This window comes from Lachnoclostridium phytofermentans ISDg, assembly GCF_000018685.1.
In the GTDB taxonomy this organism is placed as follows: domain Bacteria; phylum Bacillota; class Clostridia; order Lachnospirales; family Lachnospiraceae; genus Lachnoclostridium; species Lachnoclostridium phytofermentans.
Map to the genome: position 1 here is coordinate 2,719,839 of NC_010001.1, position 18,521 is coordinate 2,738,359.

Genomic DNA, 18,521 nt, shown 5'->3' on the forward strand with positions numbered 1-18,521 from the left:
GTCTTTTTAATTCAAGACAGAATTATGTTAACTTACTGATAGTTCCATTTTATATTACAAACAGAGTATTATCAACAAATTTGTCTAAAATATTCCAATAAGACTATTTCACAACAAGGAGCAATCAATCCGAGAACATTATTTTTAAATGAACTTTTGAATGGAAATTATTGATTATTATACTATCACAACTAATGAACTTTATTATTTATTTTTATTTTGTTCAAGCAAAAATAAAGTCCATTCCTATAATAATGGACTTTATCTAAAAATGCTTTAATTTATAACTATCTACATGGATATATATTAAGTTCAAAATTTTCTAGTTTTGATGTTTTTTCATATAATGAACTTTCGCCAATCATGACCTCGTATGAATTATGTATAATACTGTCAATGAACGCTTCGCTTACGGTGGTATCACTTTCATTACCGATACGTGTATACCACCCGCTTGGTTCAAACTGAGTGCAAAAAAAAACGGAACCATTTACACTACGAAATTCTATAATCTCCAAGAGTTCTATTGCCTGGCTACTGGCAAGTGGTGTAAGCAGAAATTCGTCAATAATCAGAAGATTAATCTTTTGATATGCCTTAATAGCTTTTTCGAAAGTTCCTTCACCCTCATAAATTATGAACTTTTTAAATTCAACTTAATTAACTACTATATACATAAATTATGAACTTTATTTTTGCCTATTTCAAAAGTACAGACAAGTATAAAGTTCAAATAATTTATAATGAACGAAATCCCTCTATCCCTATAACCATAAGGATTTAAGGCATATTAAGAGTTTCGTCCATCATTCGTAAGGTTTATTACAAAACCCCTCAGTAACTGAAAAACCCCCGCCCCTGGGCTTGAAAAATGTACATAAAAATGTACATAATTAATAGAAAACCATTGTAATGCAAATTTTAAATTACTTAATAAATGTACAAAATGACAGCAAAAGTGGTGTCTCTATAAAGTCTTATATTTGAGTTAGAGCTACCACTTTTTGCTTATATTTTAAATAACAATTTAGAATTTAATATTTAGGTACATTGTAATATTCCATTGTATTTTTTTCTTTGTCTAATTCGCTACGCCTACAAACTGTGATGTTATTAAACAAAATTGTTCTTTCATCCATTGGAGTTACATTTTTTTCGGCTGTAATACCCTTTCCTAAGAACTTTGAGCGTTCAATGACGTTTTTTCATGTATATTGCTTCGATTCTTGGGGGATAACTTTCCTCAACAAACATCATGCTCAAAACGGTCACTTCATCTCCCACTGTGAACTTGTCTGCCTTGTCATAAAGAACTACGATTTTGTCCGCATTCGTTGGAATAAAGGAATCCGATGATTCCACATTAATCGTTATCTCTCGCCCATTAATACTTTCTATTACTCCACTAACCGTATATTGGTTGAGTACTACAATGGCTATTATCACGGCACAAAAAATAACAACCACTATTATGATGTTTCTCTTTTTTTTCATAAATAACATCTCCTAGTCTGTTATAGAGTTTCTGGACAGTTTACTCGACACATTTTGCTTTATCAAAAAGTATTTGCTTAATTTTGTCTTCTTCGATTTGAAAAATAGCCAACATTTTACTATCCTGATTATCATTTTTATCGATTTCTTCCTCTACTTCTTTATCACTGATTAGGATTCTTTCTTTATTTGCGATACCAACACAAGCAAGATACTTTTTAATCTGCATTTCGCTCTCATTATAGCAACGTTCATAGAACTCATCCTTTGTAATTTTCATTATAGATTCAATATACTCCTCTAAAGTGAGATTGTAAATATACGCCATGTTTTGATATGTTTTTACAATGCCTACAGCATTTTTTAGGATAGACTTTTCATCAATTCTGAATTTGCTACGACTAATTACCGTATCTAGTAATTGATCCTTGGTATCGTTAATATCCTTTTTTTCCCTATTTGAACGAAGTAATTCACTCACATAAGCGGTATATTCTTCTATGCTTTCATGTCCTAATTTGTTTTTAACAAGCTCATCTGTAAAATCAACAACACTAAAGCCCATAATATTTGTCACAGTTGCGTGTACCGTGACATTTTTTCCAGCTAATGCATCCTCAGATTCCAAAGGGACGGTCATATCAAAGATAATTTCTTGATTGGTAGGCTGATTAATCAGATGTTCTTCAAATTCTTTATCTACCTCATAATTTCCAATCATAAACTGCTTCCCTAACTGACTATAGGTTTGCTTATTATTATAGTATATGTCATAATTTAGCCTAATAGTATCGTGATATTGTATGATTGCTCTATCCTTAATCTCATGGATTTCTTCATATGAATTCAAAATATTGCTTATGTATTCATTGATTTCCTCATTGGTTACATTCACAGGATTCAACCTATATTCAAGATCATCGTAGTCACCAAGCTTTATTAATGCATCCACTTTTACATTGACAGCTTCTAACATATAGTTCGATCCATAGCCATATATTATCTTATTTTTATTGCACCCCGCTAAACATACCAAAAGGAACAAAATAATAGAAATACAGAAAATGTTTTTTTTCATTCATTACTCCTGGTTATTAGTAGAGCATAACGCTCATACCTGAAATGATATTTGTTGCTTTAACAGAATAACTACTATGCCATATCAAGAAGCTTGAAGAACCTTTATGGATTGCTGCAAGCTCGTACATATTGTTAAAGTATGTATAAACAACACCTCCACTGTCTCCACCGTCAGAATTATAATCACATTTTAAAAGATCCGTAAAGGTAGTTCCATTAATCGTCCATGAATCACTACTCGATTTTACCGTCCCACTCGTCAAATATGTCGTACGACCACATTTATATACCGTACTCCCTGTTGCTAAAGATGTAATGTAGTATGAACCGGTGATTGTATTCGCCCCAGATGTCGTACCGGAACTGTCACTATATTTTATTGTATTACTTACACTATAGTCCTTCGTTATTTTAATAAAGGAGGCATCAATGGATCCAGAATACTGACGTGACTCAACATAACCTATTAAGTTACTACTAGTATCATATACATTATCTGAAACTGCATTACCATGTCCAGCTGTAACGAATCCATAAATCGTTCCTGAACTGGTTGATTTCCAAGCTCTGAAACCAATACTATAAAGATAGTACGTACCACCATTATTAATCTGTATCTCTTGACCAGTGTATAGAGTCGTCGCTTCTTCCCTTAATTCACCTGACTCTTCAAAAATAATTGCAGCATTATTAATGATACTGGTTTTAAATGCTTTCATTTTTTCTTCAGATAAATTCATCATGCAAACAACAACTGCATTCCTCACTTCGTCAATATAAATTTCGCGCATGGATGTAAGCATTTCATTTAAAGGTGTTTTCGTATTCGCTTTAGCTACATCAACATATTGCTTTTTGTATTGTGATTCAATAGCCTCTTTTAGATCTACTAGGTTATTGTAAGAATATGTAGCTTTACAAACCAAAACATCATTATCCCCTTCTAAATTCAAGCTTTTAACGAAATCTTTCCCCGATTCTGTGACCAAAACCACTAATTCTCCGTTTTCATTTATGTAGGCTCCTCCGTAAGATGAATCATAAGTCTTACTCGTTTTTTTCAGCCCTTTATCAAAAACTTTATCAACAATCTGTTTATACACCTTATTCGATTTAGATTCTTTTTCAATCTTATTTTTATCTGCTACAGCCATTGGTTCATTATTTGTTTGAATAAGCGACTCTAACTTTTCACCATTAGTCATGGCTCTATCCATCGCGTATAAATGGGCTGGTTGCCCAACGAGCATCATAAATACGCAGACAAGGACTAATGATACGCCTCTAAAACATGATACTTTTTTCATTTCATTTCCTCCTCCAAATTATTTGATTAACATTTTCTGTATTTCTCTAATATTATTAATATGATAACGTATTCAATTATTTAGGTCAAGCATATTTGTTATATTTTTCCATATATTCAAGTTATGTAAACTATGTCAAACATATTTATCACCAGAAATGGGTTTTCGGCATTTTGGCTACTGGTGATTATAGGTAATTGTTAAATTACTCCCGTCTTTAGAAGTTAGAACCATAAACAATTAGCTTTCCTTGATAAGTTGAACGATGGAGTTAAATATACAGCTGAAAAATATAAAAGTTCAGAACCCGATTTAGATGAAGAAGATATTCGGGAGATGTTCCTTTGACTAAGACAATTATTATAAAACTAATGTTCCGCTTTATGTACAAAATAGAATTTAAAATAACCTATTCTTCCATGCTTTTTATGTACGAAATATGTACTTAATAATAATATACATAAAATGATAATGTACATCCACAAAGGTTTTACACCTGGTACTCGAAAAAACTTGCCTTTATATCGAAAGCGGTCTTTTTTATTCACTTTACCATAATTAAGTGCAAAGTTCTTATTAGCATCAAGAACTTTGCACTTTTATTATTAAATATATCTCCTGTACTTCATTGTATGCTCATATCAGGAACTCATTTTATGTAGCTAGATAAATAACACTTTTCCAAATCAATATTCAATCCTGTTAAAATTCCTTAAGAGCTTAAGTTTTCTTATAGCAACATCTGCCTTCCACCAGTTTTCGGATATCGCAATCTCTTTCAAATATTTTTCATTATTTTCAAACCAACTCCATGTAATTCCCCAAACGCCACTTGAAGGTCTTTTTTCAATAATATAATCTAGTTCTTTTTGCATAATCTCCTCATTATCCTTGTAAAAAACGCTATCCGGTGAGGATATAAAGCTAGACGGTGTTTTTCCGTAGTAAATCCATTTGGATATATCACGTTCTATGGAATCGTAAACTAGCCTTTTAACCGTACTCGAAATAAAATCCATATCAAAGCGATCCGATAAACCGAGTTGTGGTATTGTTTCCATTAGTTCGCAATATCCGCCCACTCCCATTTCACCGTATTTACCAGACATGCTCAACTTGGTAATTAATTTTTCAACGATTGAAAAAGTCCGTTTGTATAATGGTGAGTCCTTATCGGCAAATTTCAAAACAAAGCAGGCAATCCCTGCCGACAAGCCTATACTCTCATACTCGTTGGCTTCACTGTCGTATGTCCACCATGGTGCATGGGGATAATCATTGTTAGATGGAATACTGAAAAACCAACCGTTTTCGCTACTATGTATACCGCTTTCAAGAAATTTGAATATACCTTGTAATATAGGGTGGTTTATATCGCAAAAATCTATTTCAATTAGTTTGCTTATTGCATTTAGTGTTGTATAAGGCGATGAATTCGGATTCCAAGAGTCTGCCTCAAGAGCGTTGCCGAAACCTCCGTCTTCATTTTGATAAAAAGACAAAGCAGAAAGAACTACTTCCTTGCTACCATTTTCAAATTCATATTGCCATATGGCTAATTCAATTGGTCTAGCATTCCGATAAATCCATAAACGTATTTCATCAAATGATTGTTTACTTAGTTTTTTCATTACCTAACCTCCTAAATGTAATATAACTATATAATAATCTACATTTTAAATTCGTCATTGTAAAAAATGGACATATTCTGTATATACTCTAAAGGAGACATACCACAAATCGATTTAAAGTCATTTTCATGATGTGCCCCTTTTGACTTAATTTCATTCAATTATTTATTTCTATTCCACCTAATCTCCACAAAGATAAACCATAATCTCCGGCATTCTTAATAATATCAAACCAATATTGAATGGTGGAATTATCAGCATACCAAACTTCATGAGAAACTTTTTCCTTATCGATATAGGTAAATACCAGACATTGACTTTCTTCATCTCTGTATGTTGAAGCATTATAATCCTGTTTTATCTGTTCAGCTTTTGTTTCTGTAACTTGACCTACTGATCCATTTTCTGCAAAGTCAAATCCGCCGGCAGCGACTGCAAAATTCACTTTTCCAGGCAGTTTCGTCATCTTTTCCACCATTTCTAAAAGAAACTCCCGATTTGCTTTCGGCCCCGGTTTCGTACCATACCCATACAAATTGTAACACATCACAACGTATTCCGGTCCTTCTGGCAGAGTTAGCTTATCGATCGGTGTCCCTGGTTCCAGTACAATTCTTAGTGGAATATCTTTTTCTAAGGTTTTTTCATATAATTTATCAATAAATTGATTATATAATTTCCATAACTTTATATCTTTTTTGATAGCCTCATAATCAATCTCGATTCCATCATAACCTGCACGCTCCGCCAAGGAAATTATTTCATCTATATGGTTCTCTCTTGCCTCTTCTGTTGAAAATAAAGTATATAAAATTTTTGTATCCTTTAAAGAGGAAGTACCATCCGCTTTCATTACATCGTTAACAAAGGTTAAATAACTACCAAATGTATTTTCTTCATAAGCTTTCGTTATATGATTATAAGTTTCATTGGTGTTTTGAGGAATGAAAGGCTTTTTATCTTTATCAAAGTAGGCAGCAAAATAAGATATGTTCTCGATATTATCTTTCATATATTCTACTTCAGCGTAAATGGTATCGATGTCCCAATATGTGGTCCAAACAGAGAATTTTCTGTTATTGACACTCTGAATGTCATTACTCAAAGGATGATTGTCGTCTTCGACCTTATCATCCTTTGGTAAATCTACACCTTCATTATCTTTATGACTACAGCTTGTGAATAATACACCTAGTAGAATTATACACCAAAGTATCGCTCTTCTTCTCAACTGCATCCCCCTTTTTACGAAAATGTATTATTATAAGGTCTTAATAAACCAATTGATTATCTTATTCCATGATGTTTCAACCTTATCCTTAATCTGAGCCCATCCCTGAAGTTGATTATCATATAATATATTACCCTTGGCATCGGTAATCAATAAGTCTTGAAACACACCATCATATACATCATCCGCTATATTTCTTTGACTATAACCATATTCACTCCAAGCTGATTCCAAATAGATATATCCGGAAGTAGTGCCTGATAATGATAAGTTCTGGGTCACCTTCTTTTGATCAACAAATACGGATAACTGATTGTCTTGTATTTTTATCGTCAACTGTCTATTACCAGGCTCATTAATCTGGATGGAAGGGATATATTTATCTGCACCTTCCTCCACTGTTTTTACCTCTTCTTTGACAGGTTCTATCTGTTTCTCCATATTGGTGGTATAACCCAAGAGCTTCTTCGTGCTCTGTGAATAAGTTTCATATTCGGCACGATGTGCTTCCCGTTCATTTTCTTCCACGGATTGATATTTGATACCATCAAGCTCATTCAGATCAAGTTCAAATAACTGCACACCATTTTCATTGATATATATGTTATTATTCTGGATCTTAACAGAAACATATTGGTTTAACTCTTCATCTGCTCTCAAATAAATCGTCTGGGTACCTAATTTATTGCCAGTGAGATTGACGGATAAATTAACATCTTGATACGCTTTACTATCTTTCAGCCGGATTAAACCATTGCTTTTAGATTCAGAGGTTAATGCAATGACCGAATTACGAAACTCAGGTGCACCAGCAAGAATCTCCCAATCTTTCTTTCTCTCCGGATCCCCTTCTTCAAAGGTTACATCTGCTAATGTATCATTAGCTATTCTCATCAATAAATGGTTTGGATACCAATACGGCTGTGGCTGCATACGAGTTAGATCATAGATATGATTGTCTTGATTATTCAAAGAGAAGCCTTCTCTATTAAAATTCATAACAAATAATTTCTTCATCCATTCTTCATTGATCGCACTTACCTTTTCATTGTTCGCAAAATTTCCCGTATTGGAATGCATGAGTACATAAACGTCAGGTACTTTTCCAAACTCTTTCGTATATATTTCATCCATCAGTTTATAATCTTTACTGATACGTTCCTTCATCTCGTCATAGGTTTCTTTTGGTATCTTATTCTCATCCCTGATAAAATCCATCAGATATTGATTATAATTTCGATCTAAATATTTGCGTAAGGACGAATATTCCAGTGAGTTTAGCTCTCCTATATAATGTCCGTATCTGTCGTACGCATTGATATAGGATAGGCGATATCCATTAGTACCAAGTTCCCAAAATGTATTGCTCTTTAAATTGCTTAGATCTTTTGGTGACAGGAATTTTGAATCTTTCGCACCAAATTTATCTGCATAGCTTAATATAGTAGCAATATAATTGTATTCTTCTAGAATTTTTCCTGAAAATATAGCCGTATCTCTTCGTCCATCTTCAAACATTAAGAAAAGTGATTTTTTAGGAAGAGGGGTACCATTCTTATAATAATTCTCGATATCCTTCTGAGTAATCGTAACATACCCATTTTTATATAGTGCATTCAGGTGTTCCCTAAGCCGATCTGTACTGATCATAGTGGCAGAACCATCCCTATCAACCGCAAAATAGGATAAAGAAATAAAACCATTATCTACATCAGCCATTACGGATGTATCCATACTATCATAGGGTTTATATTTATTGAAAACAAATAATACACGTACCATAACAATTACTACAGCCAATAGGATAATTGCTTGTATGATACTTCTTATGAGTTTTTTCTTATCTTTATTCGTTGATAGTAATTTCATGGGAACCCTCCCTTAGTTCTGATTCTTGGGATTGATTTAAATCATCCTCTTGTATTGATACTTTTTTTAAATATTTCGTTAATTTATCTTCTTTTTTTAATTGTGCCTCTATATCACTTGGAGTCATTCTTGTCCCCCAAGTTGATTTCCAAAATGTAACCCAGGCAATCGGCATCTGCCATAATAACACAGCTTCGTAATAAAAACAGAATAGCATTCCAAAAAGCCATGTCGAACTCTTTCGAAATAGTAACTGAGCCACACTCATCAACAATGACATTAATAGAATACCTACCAAAAAGGCTGTCGGAAATACTCTATGCTGTAGAGGTACATAAATCAAGTTATAGATAACTACAATGGGAGCAGCAATCGGAACAATCAATCCCATATAAAAGGTAATTGCAGCAAATGGCTCCTTCTTCCACATAAATTTACCTGCGATTAACGATTCTCTCAGCCACGAACGTTTCCAACGCATCTGCTGTTTTAAAAAGACACGATACTGATTCGGAACGATTGTAGAACAAATCGCTGAGTCTTGATATGCTGTTCTGTGTTTTTTTAATACAAAATTAGTCATAGCCCTGTCATCACCAAATGTTGCTCTTTGTCCTAAAAAGCTTTGGTTTAGCCATGCTTCGCGATTCTCAAGAATGATCTCTTTTTTATAACAAGCCAATGGCCCGGATAAACATGTGACCGCATCAAAATAACTCTCCGCTGCCTTCATAATACGAAAAGCAATATAATAACGAACGGACTGCATTTTCGTCAAAGTATTGGTAAAGGTATTTGCAACATCAGTTCTTCCCGAAACACCACCCATTTTAGGATCTTTAAATGGCTGAACCAGATTTCTAATGGCAAAGGGATCTAAGAAGCTATCCGAATCTACAAATACGACAAGTTCATGCTTTGCTTCCAATGCACCTAATGCAAGGGCTTCTCTTTTTCCTGCATTCTCTTTCTGAACAATATATTTCAAGCGATTCTTTATATCAAATTGATCTGCTTCTTGATATAACTTATTGATAATCTCTTCAATTTTTTCTACTGATTTGTCATGCGAACAATCATCAATGACAATAACCTCAAGCTTGTCCACAGGATAATCCTGATTAATGCAGCTCAGTATTGTTCTTTGTATCCATTCTTCCTCATTAAAACACGGAATTAATATAGATACTCCCGGTGTAAAATTAATATCAATCGGCACTTTTCGATACATAAATCCAAATAAATATCTACTGAGCAGAAAACAAGCTGCAATAATACTGTACAAATACAGCCATTTATTAAACTTAAAATAAATCACACTCTCTGCTCTCATCAATATGATAAATGCTGTAATAAAAAAGAGTAACAAGCTGGAAATCATCAATAAATATCTGTCCTTTTTATGGGAAGCATAAACAGACAGTTCCTGTTTAAAAGACATTCCACATAAGAGGTTTCCATCCGATAGCTGCTGCGTTCTAGAAATAACAGCCAGAGTATTTACCTTCATCTCTAAGCCTTCCGGCATTGTCCCCGGTAATATTTCAAATTTTAAACGGATACTATCTGCTTCGTTGATAACCTCAATATATTCCTTCTGTTCTATTTGCAATAAAATTCCTGTCATTGATATATCTATTCCAGTGCATGAAAACTTTGTTTTTACTCCTTTATTACTGCATATTACTTTCACATCATAATGTACTTTATAGCGGATTCCCGCCTGCTTATTCGCAATAAAATCATTGATATTGCCAATACTATCTTCTATCTTTTGATTGCCACGTCGGTCAGTATTGTTACGCATTTTAGTCTTATCCGGAACATTGGACAGTATCCGCCGGTCACTTTTCCTTTGTAAAAGAACATCCTGATAATCCTTACCTTTTCTTATTCTTTTAGGCAATTTTACATGTTTCCTCAAAATCTTATACCCCACATATCTGATAAATTGTTACTATTGGGCCTATTAGCTTCACAGCATCATAGGCCAAATAGTAACGATAATTTCACCTTTAGGTCTTTCTCAATTTCCTTGTTGTGCTAGCCAATCGATATAACTTTGGCTTAAGTTATAAACTTCTCCTCTGCTATCCGTCAGATAGTCACTAAGCTTTGCAAATTGATAACCCTCAGCGATTAACTTTGGAATAACAATATCTAAAGCTTCTGCTGTCACATTCTGCGCTTTTGGCATAAGATCATTATCTGACATATGCATTACAAGTACACTGCCTTTATGCAAAGTTCTCCGTTCTCCGTCGTCTAACTTAATTCCGTTCATTATTGTATTTGCAAGTGCTTTTGGATCAACCTCCTCATAATCATGGGTACTGAAGTCACCGCTTACAATATACTTAAATCCCATATCAAGAATCGCTTCCATACCACTACTGCTCATTGCTAAGGTTGGAGGTCTTAGGATTTTTGTTAATGACGGTATTCCATTAAAACGAACATCTCCAATAATGGATAGCAGCTTCTGATAAGAGATAAGCAAATCCTCTTTTCTTTCTTTTATCTCATCATCGGTTAGTGAATAATAAATTGCTCTATTGTCATTTTCATCCTGTATAATATCCGTGGTTGCAAACGGGTTGTGCATATCAGTATGGCTACCAACATCATGTCCGGCCTCAGCAATGGCACGTAAAAGATTTGGATTACTCTCTACATAATTCGTTCTGACAAAGAACGATGCTTTAATATTATATTTATTTAATACATATAACAGCTGGTTAACCGCCTTATCAGAACCCCAGTCATCAAAAGTTAAGAATAATACTTTATCATCCGTAAATGCCCCTGTCTTATCAAGCTCATCAAGCTCTTCGTCTGAAAATCCCGGTAATGTGGAACTGGAATTAATACTTGGTGTTCCGATATATCGACCCTGAACAAATTGAAACTTTAATGCATCCGTGAGTCCGTCAAAATGTCCGGGATAGATTGCGTTCTTAAGGGATGGCAGTACTTTCTTATCCGAAACAGGATAGGAATAAACCATATCACTGCTAAGTAGAGCTCCTAAAGTCTTAATTGAATACGTGGAGCCATTGTCAGCAATACCATCCTTGTAGGCAATCGTGTCAATACGCTCTTTTGCAATATTCAGCATAAGCTTTCCAATCAAAGTAGGATTGGAATAATAGTCCATCCGATAATAGATGATATACCCTCGACGAGCTGTGATATTTCCCTCATTAAATGCGTTTTTAATTACATCTTCTAAAGTGGCATCTATTCCTAGTTTTGAGCTAGCCAAAGACAGATCCTGCCAGATTACCCTACACCTTGCACTGGATACTGCTTCAAGCATTTCATCTGACATTTCCACTTCATATGCATATCTTACTAAGGTTGGTTTTTGACCGCATAAGGCTTCTACTTCCTTCTGTATTGTCAAAATGCTACTAAGCATGGAGTAGAAATCCGTACCGGTCGAAGTCATCAGGCATATCCCTATTTCATGCCCTTCCTTTGCAATTTGCTTAATTGCATCAGCACTGTTTATGATATCTTTTTCAGTAACAAAGAACGTTCCTTTTGCATTCAGAAGCTTCAAGCTATGCAAGACATCTTTTAATATATCATTATGATTTATTCCATAGAAGGTATAGCTCAATGCTTGTTCTGTTGTATATACGGTATGTTGCTCTTTCGCTTTTACTCCTTTATTCTTCCTGCGCAAGGAATCTAAATATTGAACCGTATAAGCTTCCTTTTTAGTGTTCGTATCTGAACCACCGGAATTCTGATTGTTCGCCGTATTACCATTTGGTTTGTTAGTATTCTTGCTATCTGTTTGCGTACCTTTCGTACTGTTACCGTTATTTGATACCATTTCCGTTTCATTTGATTCGTGTACCAGCAAAGTAGGTATATCACAGATTGCGTAAGTTCCTTCTGCGATCATTTCATAGGTTTGTTTCACAATATTTAGCAAATCCTTATGATATCCAATTCTAAAATAGATGATATCTCCGTCTTTAAAACCATTTTTATAATATCCCATAATGTCATCTATGGATTTTGCATCATCCGTGATTGGATTCTTACTATATGTGACAACATCATAATGGAATATGGAGGCAGCCTCTTGAATTAACTCATTCGATTTGCCATACACAGGCATAAATATATTGGTATGAACACCATAGATTTCCTTTAAAAGTTTATCACACTTATATATTTCTAAACAAATCTCTTGAAAACTCATTGTGGTAAGGTCTTTTCCTGATAGTCCTCCGTTGGCGATATTTTGCTTCTTTTCTAAAATCTTATCAATTCTTTCAGGGTAATTTACAATATCATTTACTGTGACAAAGAAAGTTGCAAGTAAATGATTTTCTTCCAAGAAATTCAGTATTTCGGTCAACTGCTCCTCATCTTCTATTCCTCGAAAGGCAAACGACATCATATGCTGCGTCGTATTAATATTTGTATAAACCTTTGACAATTTTCCGGCATTTTGATCTCTCAAGTTACTAAAATTCATATTGAAATCAGCATCATCATAGGCAGACAGATCTTCAGCAAATACCGTCTTATATTCTGTTTCTTTCAATGCCTGTAAAATCCATTCCATCATCTTTAACAGTCTTTCTTCTTTCGTTAAAGAATCTAATGACATATCCTCTGAATTAATGCTTGGTGCCTTATCAATTGCAGGTTTATCTGGTTTTACCGGAGCTTCATATTCTTCTTCATCCAGAGTACCATCCATTTTAATTGTTAGGATTGCACCTTTCTCTAAACCTTTGATATAGCCAAGCACTTGATTATAATTCTTGAAACTTTGATAACTTAGATAATGTGTACTCTTAACTACCTTATCATTTCCGCATGCATGCGCAGCTTGTAATAATTCGGGTGTGTGTGTTGTTGAATTACACAATAAAGTATTAGGTGCTTTACCGATTATAGTTTGAATGATATTATTGGTTCTGCTAAAATCCTTAACCAAATCCTCTTTTGTATACTCTTCCATATGCTTCGTTTCCGACAAGGTGTTGTTCCCTATCCTATGCCCTTCGGAATTCATAGCAATGATTGTATTAGAATCCTCGGCTGCCAGAATACCAGGAACAAAAAATGTTCCTTTTCTTTCATACTCTGCCATCAGGTCAAGTATCTTTCGATTCGTTTCCGCATCAGACAATCCTTGAAAGGTTAATGCAATTAATTTATCCGTTGTCTGAATATTGGAAACAACTTCTGCCGAACCGCCTTCTTTTAATTTTCTCATAGCGACTTCAATGATATCATTCGCATCATACTTGTTACCACTAACCGTTTGGATTTCATCCTTACCTCGTAACATCCAAGATATTCCGATAATCATTACTATGGCACTTACTATAATAATAATGACAATGATTAATTTCTTATTTACTTTACTTGTCATGATAAACTCCCTTACTAACATCTCTAATAATAACTAAAACCCATTCCTACTTGCACGATCGATCTATTTATAGGCTCCAATAGGAATATCCCATTGCCTCCATTTCACTCTTAGGAAAAATACTTTTTATGTCAATCACAACCTTTTCTTCGGCTGGTAATGCACGAAACATTTGATCCAGGTCATCTTTTGATAATTTCCTAAATTCATTATGTGCAACCGCTATTATAATACAATCTGCTTCTTTCACCTCAGAAAGCTTCACCATATTTATATCATAAAATGATTTTACTTCCTTCTCATCAGCAACTGGATCCACAACATTAACAGTCACGTCATATTCTTTCAGTCTGTTAATAATGTCAATTACTTTAGAATTTCTAATATCGGGGCAGTTTTCTTTAAAGGTGATACCAAGAATATATATTTTTGCTTGATTCACTAATTTGTTTGTCTTTATCAGCTTCTTAATTACAATATCACCGATAAAAGAACCCATACCATCGTTAATCTTTCTGCCTGATAAAATAATCTGAGAATGATACCCTAATTTTTCTGCCTGATAAATAAAATAATATGGATCTACACCGATGCAGTGGCCGCCTACTAAACCGGGTGTAAAACCGAGAGCATTCCACTTCGTGTTCATTGCCTCAACGACCTCTTGCGTGTTAATGTCCATTTTCTCAAATACCATAGCTAGTTCATTCATAAATGCAATGTTAATATCTCTCTGCGCATTCTCTACAAGCTTCGCAGCTTCCGCTGTCTTTATGTTCGTTACAAGGTGCACGCCTGCATCAATGATTAATTCGTAAACCTTAGCAATGATTTCTCTTGCTTCCGTATCAATTCCGGATACAATTTTTATGATATTATTTAATTTATGATGCTTGTCCCCCGGATTGATACGTTCCGGTGAATAGCCTATTTTAAAATCTGTTCCACAGCTGAGGCCTGAGATATTCTCCAGAATTGGAATACATACCTCCTCAGTCACCCCTGGGTAAACGGTAGATTCAAATACAACAATTGCATCCTTTGTAAGATTGCGTCCGACTATTTCACACGCGCCTGTTACAGGCGATAGATCCGGTGTTTTATCTGTATGGATTGGAGTTGGTACTGCTACGATGATAAATTTAGATTCCCTTAGTTTTTCCTCGCTACAAGTGAATTCCAGAGTGGTTTTTCTGATTACTTCTGTTCCAACCTCCTGTGTAGGATCTTTCCCATTTAAATACTCGCTAATCTTTTGTTGGTTAATATCAAATCCAATTGTCTTAATTTTCTTAGCGAAAGCTACTGCTATCGGTAATCCAACATATCCTAGCCCTACCACAGCTAATTTCTCATCCCCGCTAATCAATCTCTCATATAAATCCATGATCTCTACCGTCCTCTAACAAATTTATAAATATTAAGGCTTTTCACCTAATACCTTTCTAGAAATATTTTTACTATCTTTGCATCAAACTGGGTATACTAATTCGTTTTTAATTCCTGTATCGCTTGTGTCAATGCCATGAAGCCATGTTCTTAATTCAGATATAATTAACATCATAATATAATAACATAAAATTATCAATTTGTTTTTTAACATTTATCCCCATTTTTTATTGTGTGAGAGATTGGTGACCTGTCGAATTAATAAATATGTATAGCAAATTTTGCTCACTTTGGAAGAAACAAGGGTATCCCCAATATTTTCATTCCATATAATACCATTATAGACCAAAAGTCCTAGAAGTCAAATAAACGATATCTGATATTTCTTTTTATCACTAATATAAGCCCACCCTATGATAATTTTATATAAAACCTACGTTTCAGACTCAGTAAGTATTTTTTACCACAAACAAGATATAAATATAAAAAAGAAGTATGTTTATTGCTTTGCAAAAAATTTATTACTTTTTACTACAAGTAGTAATTAGTAACGTTTTTTTACAAAATCAATAAATATACTTCCTAAGATTTTTGACACCATTATTAGATATTATCTTAAAATAATATTATTTATGTGTAAGTCACTTCGTAAATCAATTTAGTATCAGTACTCATTATATACTAACTTCTTTCTATGAGTTTTTGCTTCTGTTATCTCATTTCTTAAATTTTCCATGTTAACCACCTTGCTTAATATAAAATATTAACACTTCATAATATCCAACAAATATTAATATTTTTTGTTCTAATATTCTCTCAAAGAGATGTCAATGTCACGTTTATGAAAATAATATGTTTTTGATATTGCTTGATTTTGCAGTCTATAAATCTTGTTCTATTAACGATTATATTTTTACTTTCACAGTTTCCTTATCAGCTTAAAATTCTGAAGCCATTTGAACCAATGAAATTATCTTTATTTTATTGTTTTACATATGTTTTCGGCACATTCTTGCAACGACATTTCATTTGTATCAACTACAACATCATAGCCATCAAGAGGATACAATCCTTGCTTGACTTGCCATTCAGCATTTCCAATATCTCTGTCCCCTCTGTTGACTTCTCGTCTCTTTAGCTCTTCCAATGAGCATATCACTTTCACAGAAGTGATAGGATAATTTTTCAATGTATCTCTACAAGAATTAAACAGGTTTTGCTCTTTCCCATCGTCTTGATTTAAAACAACATGGTCAACGATAACATTTAACCCCATATCTGAGTATGCCTTTATTGTATGATACATTGCATCGACAGCCATATACCATAAAGAATCACCGTCAATTCCGTTAAAATATCCACTTACACAGGGTGCTATAATATCTGTAAAAGTATCTTGTCCAATACAAAAATAAGGAACTGGAAGTATCTTTTGCAATTCTTGCGTCAATGATGACTTACCAGCACTTGATACCCCATTAAGCCATATAATATGCCCTTTTTTCATTTTCTTCATACCTCATGCCCATTTATTAATACAAAACACGTTAAACGTCTTGTGTATTCCCTGTTATATCATAACAAAGTTTTTGGATAAATTCATTTGTGATGTCTGGCTGATGTTCTACCAGTATAGGGATTGTATACTTTATCACTGGAAGCTTCTCTAAGATTTTTCTCTCCAACTGTTTTCTCTCTCTATAATATCGGTACATCCCCTCAACGCCTTTTAATCCATTTTTCTTACCATAGAGAGAATTTTCGACATATTCAGCAACACGATTTTCCCAAACTCGATTTCCATCGCCATCTACACGTTCCCTAACTGCTCTTTCAATTGCTGTATTTACATCCACATCAAGATACAGAATGACAGGATTGAGATTTTTGACAGTTTCTATGAGCTTAATAATGTAATTTGTTATGGTTTCTTCCTCTGCTCCCCGAAATAGTAATAACTCATTGACAGCATTTTGCAACAAGGCACACTCAAAAATTTGAATACCAGTTGCCTCTTTACCGAATTTTTCCCAACGGCTCTGATGGATTCCACAGAAGAGTTCCATATTCACGCGACCATCATAAAGTTCCTTCGATTCAAAATAAGAAAACAGTTCTTCGCTTATACTTGGTACCTTTATATAAGCTAATATGACATAGTCTTTCCATTTCGTTATATTTCTCTCAAAATCTTCCCTGTGTTCTGGGTATTGGTTGCATACAGTATCATATTCTTCCTGTGTCAAACAAGCACACCAAGCCATATCAGCAGGGTGTAAATCCCCTTCCACATACAGATGAACCTCGTGATTCAGCTCTGTTAATTTATCTCCCAACATTCTTGCAAATGTTGTTTTTCCCGAACCTGGTATTCCTTCAATTATAAATAGTTTATTCATAAAAACCTCTCGCACGTTAGTTATTAATTTTTCACTTTTCCATGTTCTACATTACAATTCAATCTTCTACTTTATTTCACTCTCTTTGTCATCCTTCATACATAAACCAGCTAGAGTTACAATTACTCCCACAAAAAAGCCATAGTATCCTATTCCAGCAATCATAGTTCCTCTAGCATTCACTGATAATATCAAGCAGAAGATACTTATTAAGTAGATTAGTAGTCCTAAGACCATTACTTTTATAGACTTCTTCGCTCATTTCCCCTATTAATTTTTTAGCTATACTCGATTGGTGCTTCATGTTTTCAACCCTCTATATATTTATAATAAGGCATATACTGATCATTTATCAATACTAATAAAATGTCTGTTCTATCTTTGACAGTATATATTGTGGTTCCTTCCATTAATTTGGTAGCATCAAAATCCTGATAGTTTTTTTTAATATTCGTTCTTTGAATGGCTCCTAATTGTTTCTCAGGGATTAGCTTTAATTCTTGAATCCAATCGATAGTGAAGGCATTTACATATGCCGTGTTCTGATATACGAGAAAGTCGATAGCTTTATCGTTTTTATATAGCACCTCAGGGCTAGCATTGTTTTTCGTTGATATGACATTTGTTTTTATTAATAATGCGATTATTACTAAGAACACTGATATAAGAAGGAAAGCAACTTTTATACTATTATTTTTTCTTTTCATTATCTCC

The 18,521-nt window shown here is 33.9% G+C and carries 13 protein-coding genes; all 13 read right to left on the reverse strand.

What is annotated here, in order from left to right; genetic code table 11:
- Window positions 1–287 precede the first annotated feature (287 nt).
- The 13 genes from CPHY_RS22565 to CPHY_RS11455 all read right to left on the reverse strand — a co-directional run bounded on the left by CPHY_RS22565 (window position 288) and on the right by CPHY_RS11455 (window position 18,514).
- Window positions 288–638: an ATP-binding protein gene (locus tag CPHY_RS22565; protein WP_081428531.1), complete on the reverse strand. Its 351-nt coding sequence runs from the start codon at window positions 636–638 to the stop codon at window positions 288–290.
- Window positions 639–1,191: 553 nt separating this feature from the next.
- Window positions 1,192–1,494: a hypothetical protein gene (locus CPHY_RS11400; RefSeq protein WP_041703556.1), complete on the reverse strand. Its 303-nt coding sequence runs from the start codon at window positions 1,492–1,494 to the stop codon at window positions 1,192–1,194.
- A gap of 40 nt (window positions 1,495–1,534) precedes the next feature.
- Window positions 1,535–2,572 carry a trigger factor gene (locus tag CPHY_RS11405; protein ID WP_012200227.1) on the reverse strand — a complete coding sequence of 346 codons (1,038 nt, stop codon included), beginning with the start codon at window positions 2,570–2,572 and terminating at the stop codon, window positions 1,535–1,537.
- Between the two features lie 16 nt (window positions 2,573–2,588).
- Complete coding sequence (locus CPHY_RS11410) at window positions 2,589–3,881, reverse strand: chymotrypsin family serine protease (protein ID WP_012200228.1); 1,293 nt, start codon at window positions 3,879–3,881, stop codon at window positions 2,589–2,591.
- 686 nt (window positions 3,882–4,567) lie between these two features.
- On the reverse strand, window positions 4,568–5,512 hold the full coding sequence (locus CPHY_RS11415; RefSeq protein ID WP_012200229.1) for a hypothetical protein: 945 nt from the start codon (window positions 5,510–5,512) through the stop codon (window positions 4,568–4,570).
- Window positions 5,513–5,669: 157 nt separating this feature from the next.
- Window positions 5,670–6,743 carry a glycosyl hydrolase family 18 protein gene (locus tag CPHY_RS11420; RefSeq protein ID WP_012200230.1) on the reverse strand — a complete coding sequence of 358 codons (1,074 nt, stop codon included), beginning with the start codon at window positions 6,741–6,743 and terminating at the stop codon, window positions 5,670–5,672.
- A gap of 30 nt (window positions 6,744–6,773) precedes the next feature.
- Entirely contained in the window at window positions 6,774–8,612 is a 1,839-nt protein-coding gene (locus CPHY_RS11425; RefSeq protein WP_012200231.1) for a glycoside hydrolase, read from the reverse strand.
- Complete coding sequence (locus CPHY_RS11430; RefSeq protein WP_242657945.1) at window positions 8,590–10,518, reverse strand: glycosyltransferase family 2 protein; 1,929 nt, start codon at window positions 10,516–10,518, stop codon at window positions 8,590–8,592. Before CPHY_RS11430 ends, CPHY_RS11425 begins: the two co-directional genes overlap by 23 nt.
- A 120-nt stretch (window positions 10,519–10,638) precedes the next feature.
- Window positions 10,639–14,019 carry a polysaccharide deacetylase family protein gene (locus CPHY_RS11435; RefSeq protein WP_012200233.1) on the reverse strand — a complete coding sequence of 1,127 codons (3,381 nt, stop codon included), beginning with the start codon at window positions 14,017–14,019 and terminating at the stop codon, window positions 10,639–10,641.
- Between the two features lie 67 nt (window positions 14,020–14,086).
- Complete coding sequence (locus CPHY_RS11440; RefSeq protein WP_012200234.1) at window positions 14,087–15,406, reverse strand: nucleotide sugar dehydrogenase; 1,320 nt, start codon at window positions 15,404–15,406, stop codon at window positions 14,087–14,089.
- A gap of 978 nt (window positions 15,407–16,384) precedes the next feature.
- Window positions 16,385–16,915 carry a chloramphenicol phosphotransferase CPT family protein gene (locus CPHY_RS11445; RefSeq protein WP_012200235.1) on the reverse strand — a complete coding sequence of 177 codons (531 nt, stop codon included), beginning with the start codon at window positions 16,913–16,915 and terminating at the stop codon, window positions 16,385–16,387.
- Between the two features lie 40 nt (window positions 16,916–16,955).
- Window positions 16,956–17,807 (reverse strand): P-loop NTPase family protein, encoded by an 852-nt coding sequence (locus CPHY_RS11450; protein ID WP_012200236.1) that lies wholly within the window; start codon window positions 17,805–17,807, stop codon window positions 16,956–16,958.
- Window positions 17,808–18,115: 308 nt separating this feature from the next.
- A complete protein-coding gene (locus CPHY_RS11455; RefSeq protein ID WP_012200237.1) occupies window positions 18,116–18,514 on the reverse strand; it encodes a hypothetical protein in 399 nt (132 codons plus the stop codon).
- Between the last annotated feature and the right edge of the window lie 7 nt (window positions 18,515–18,521).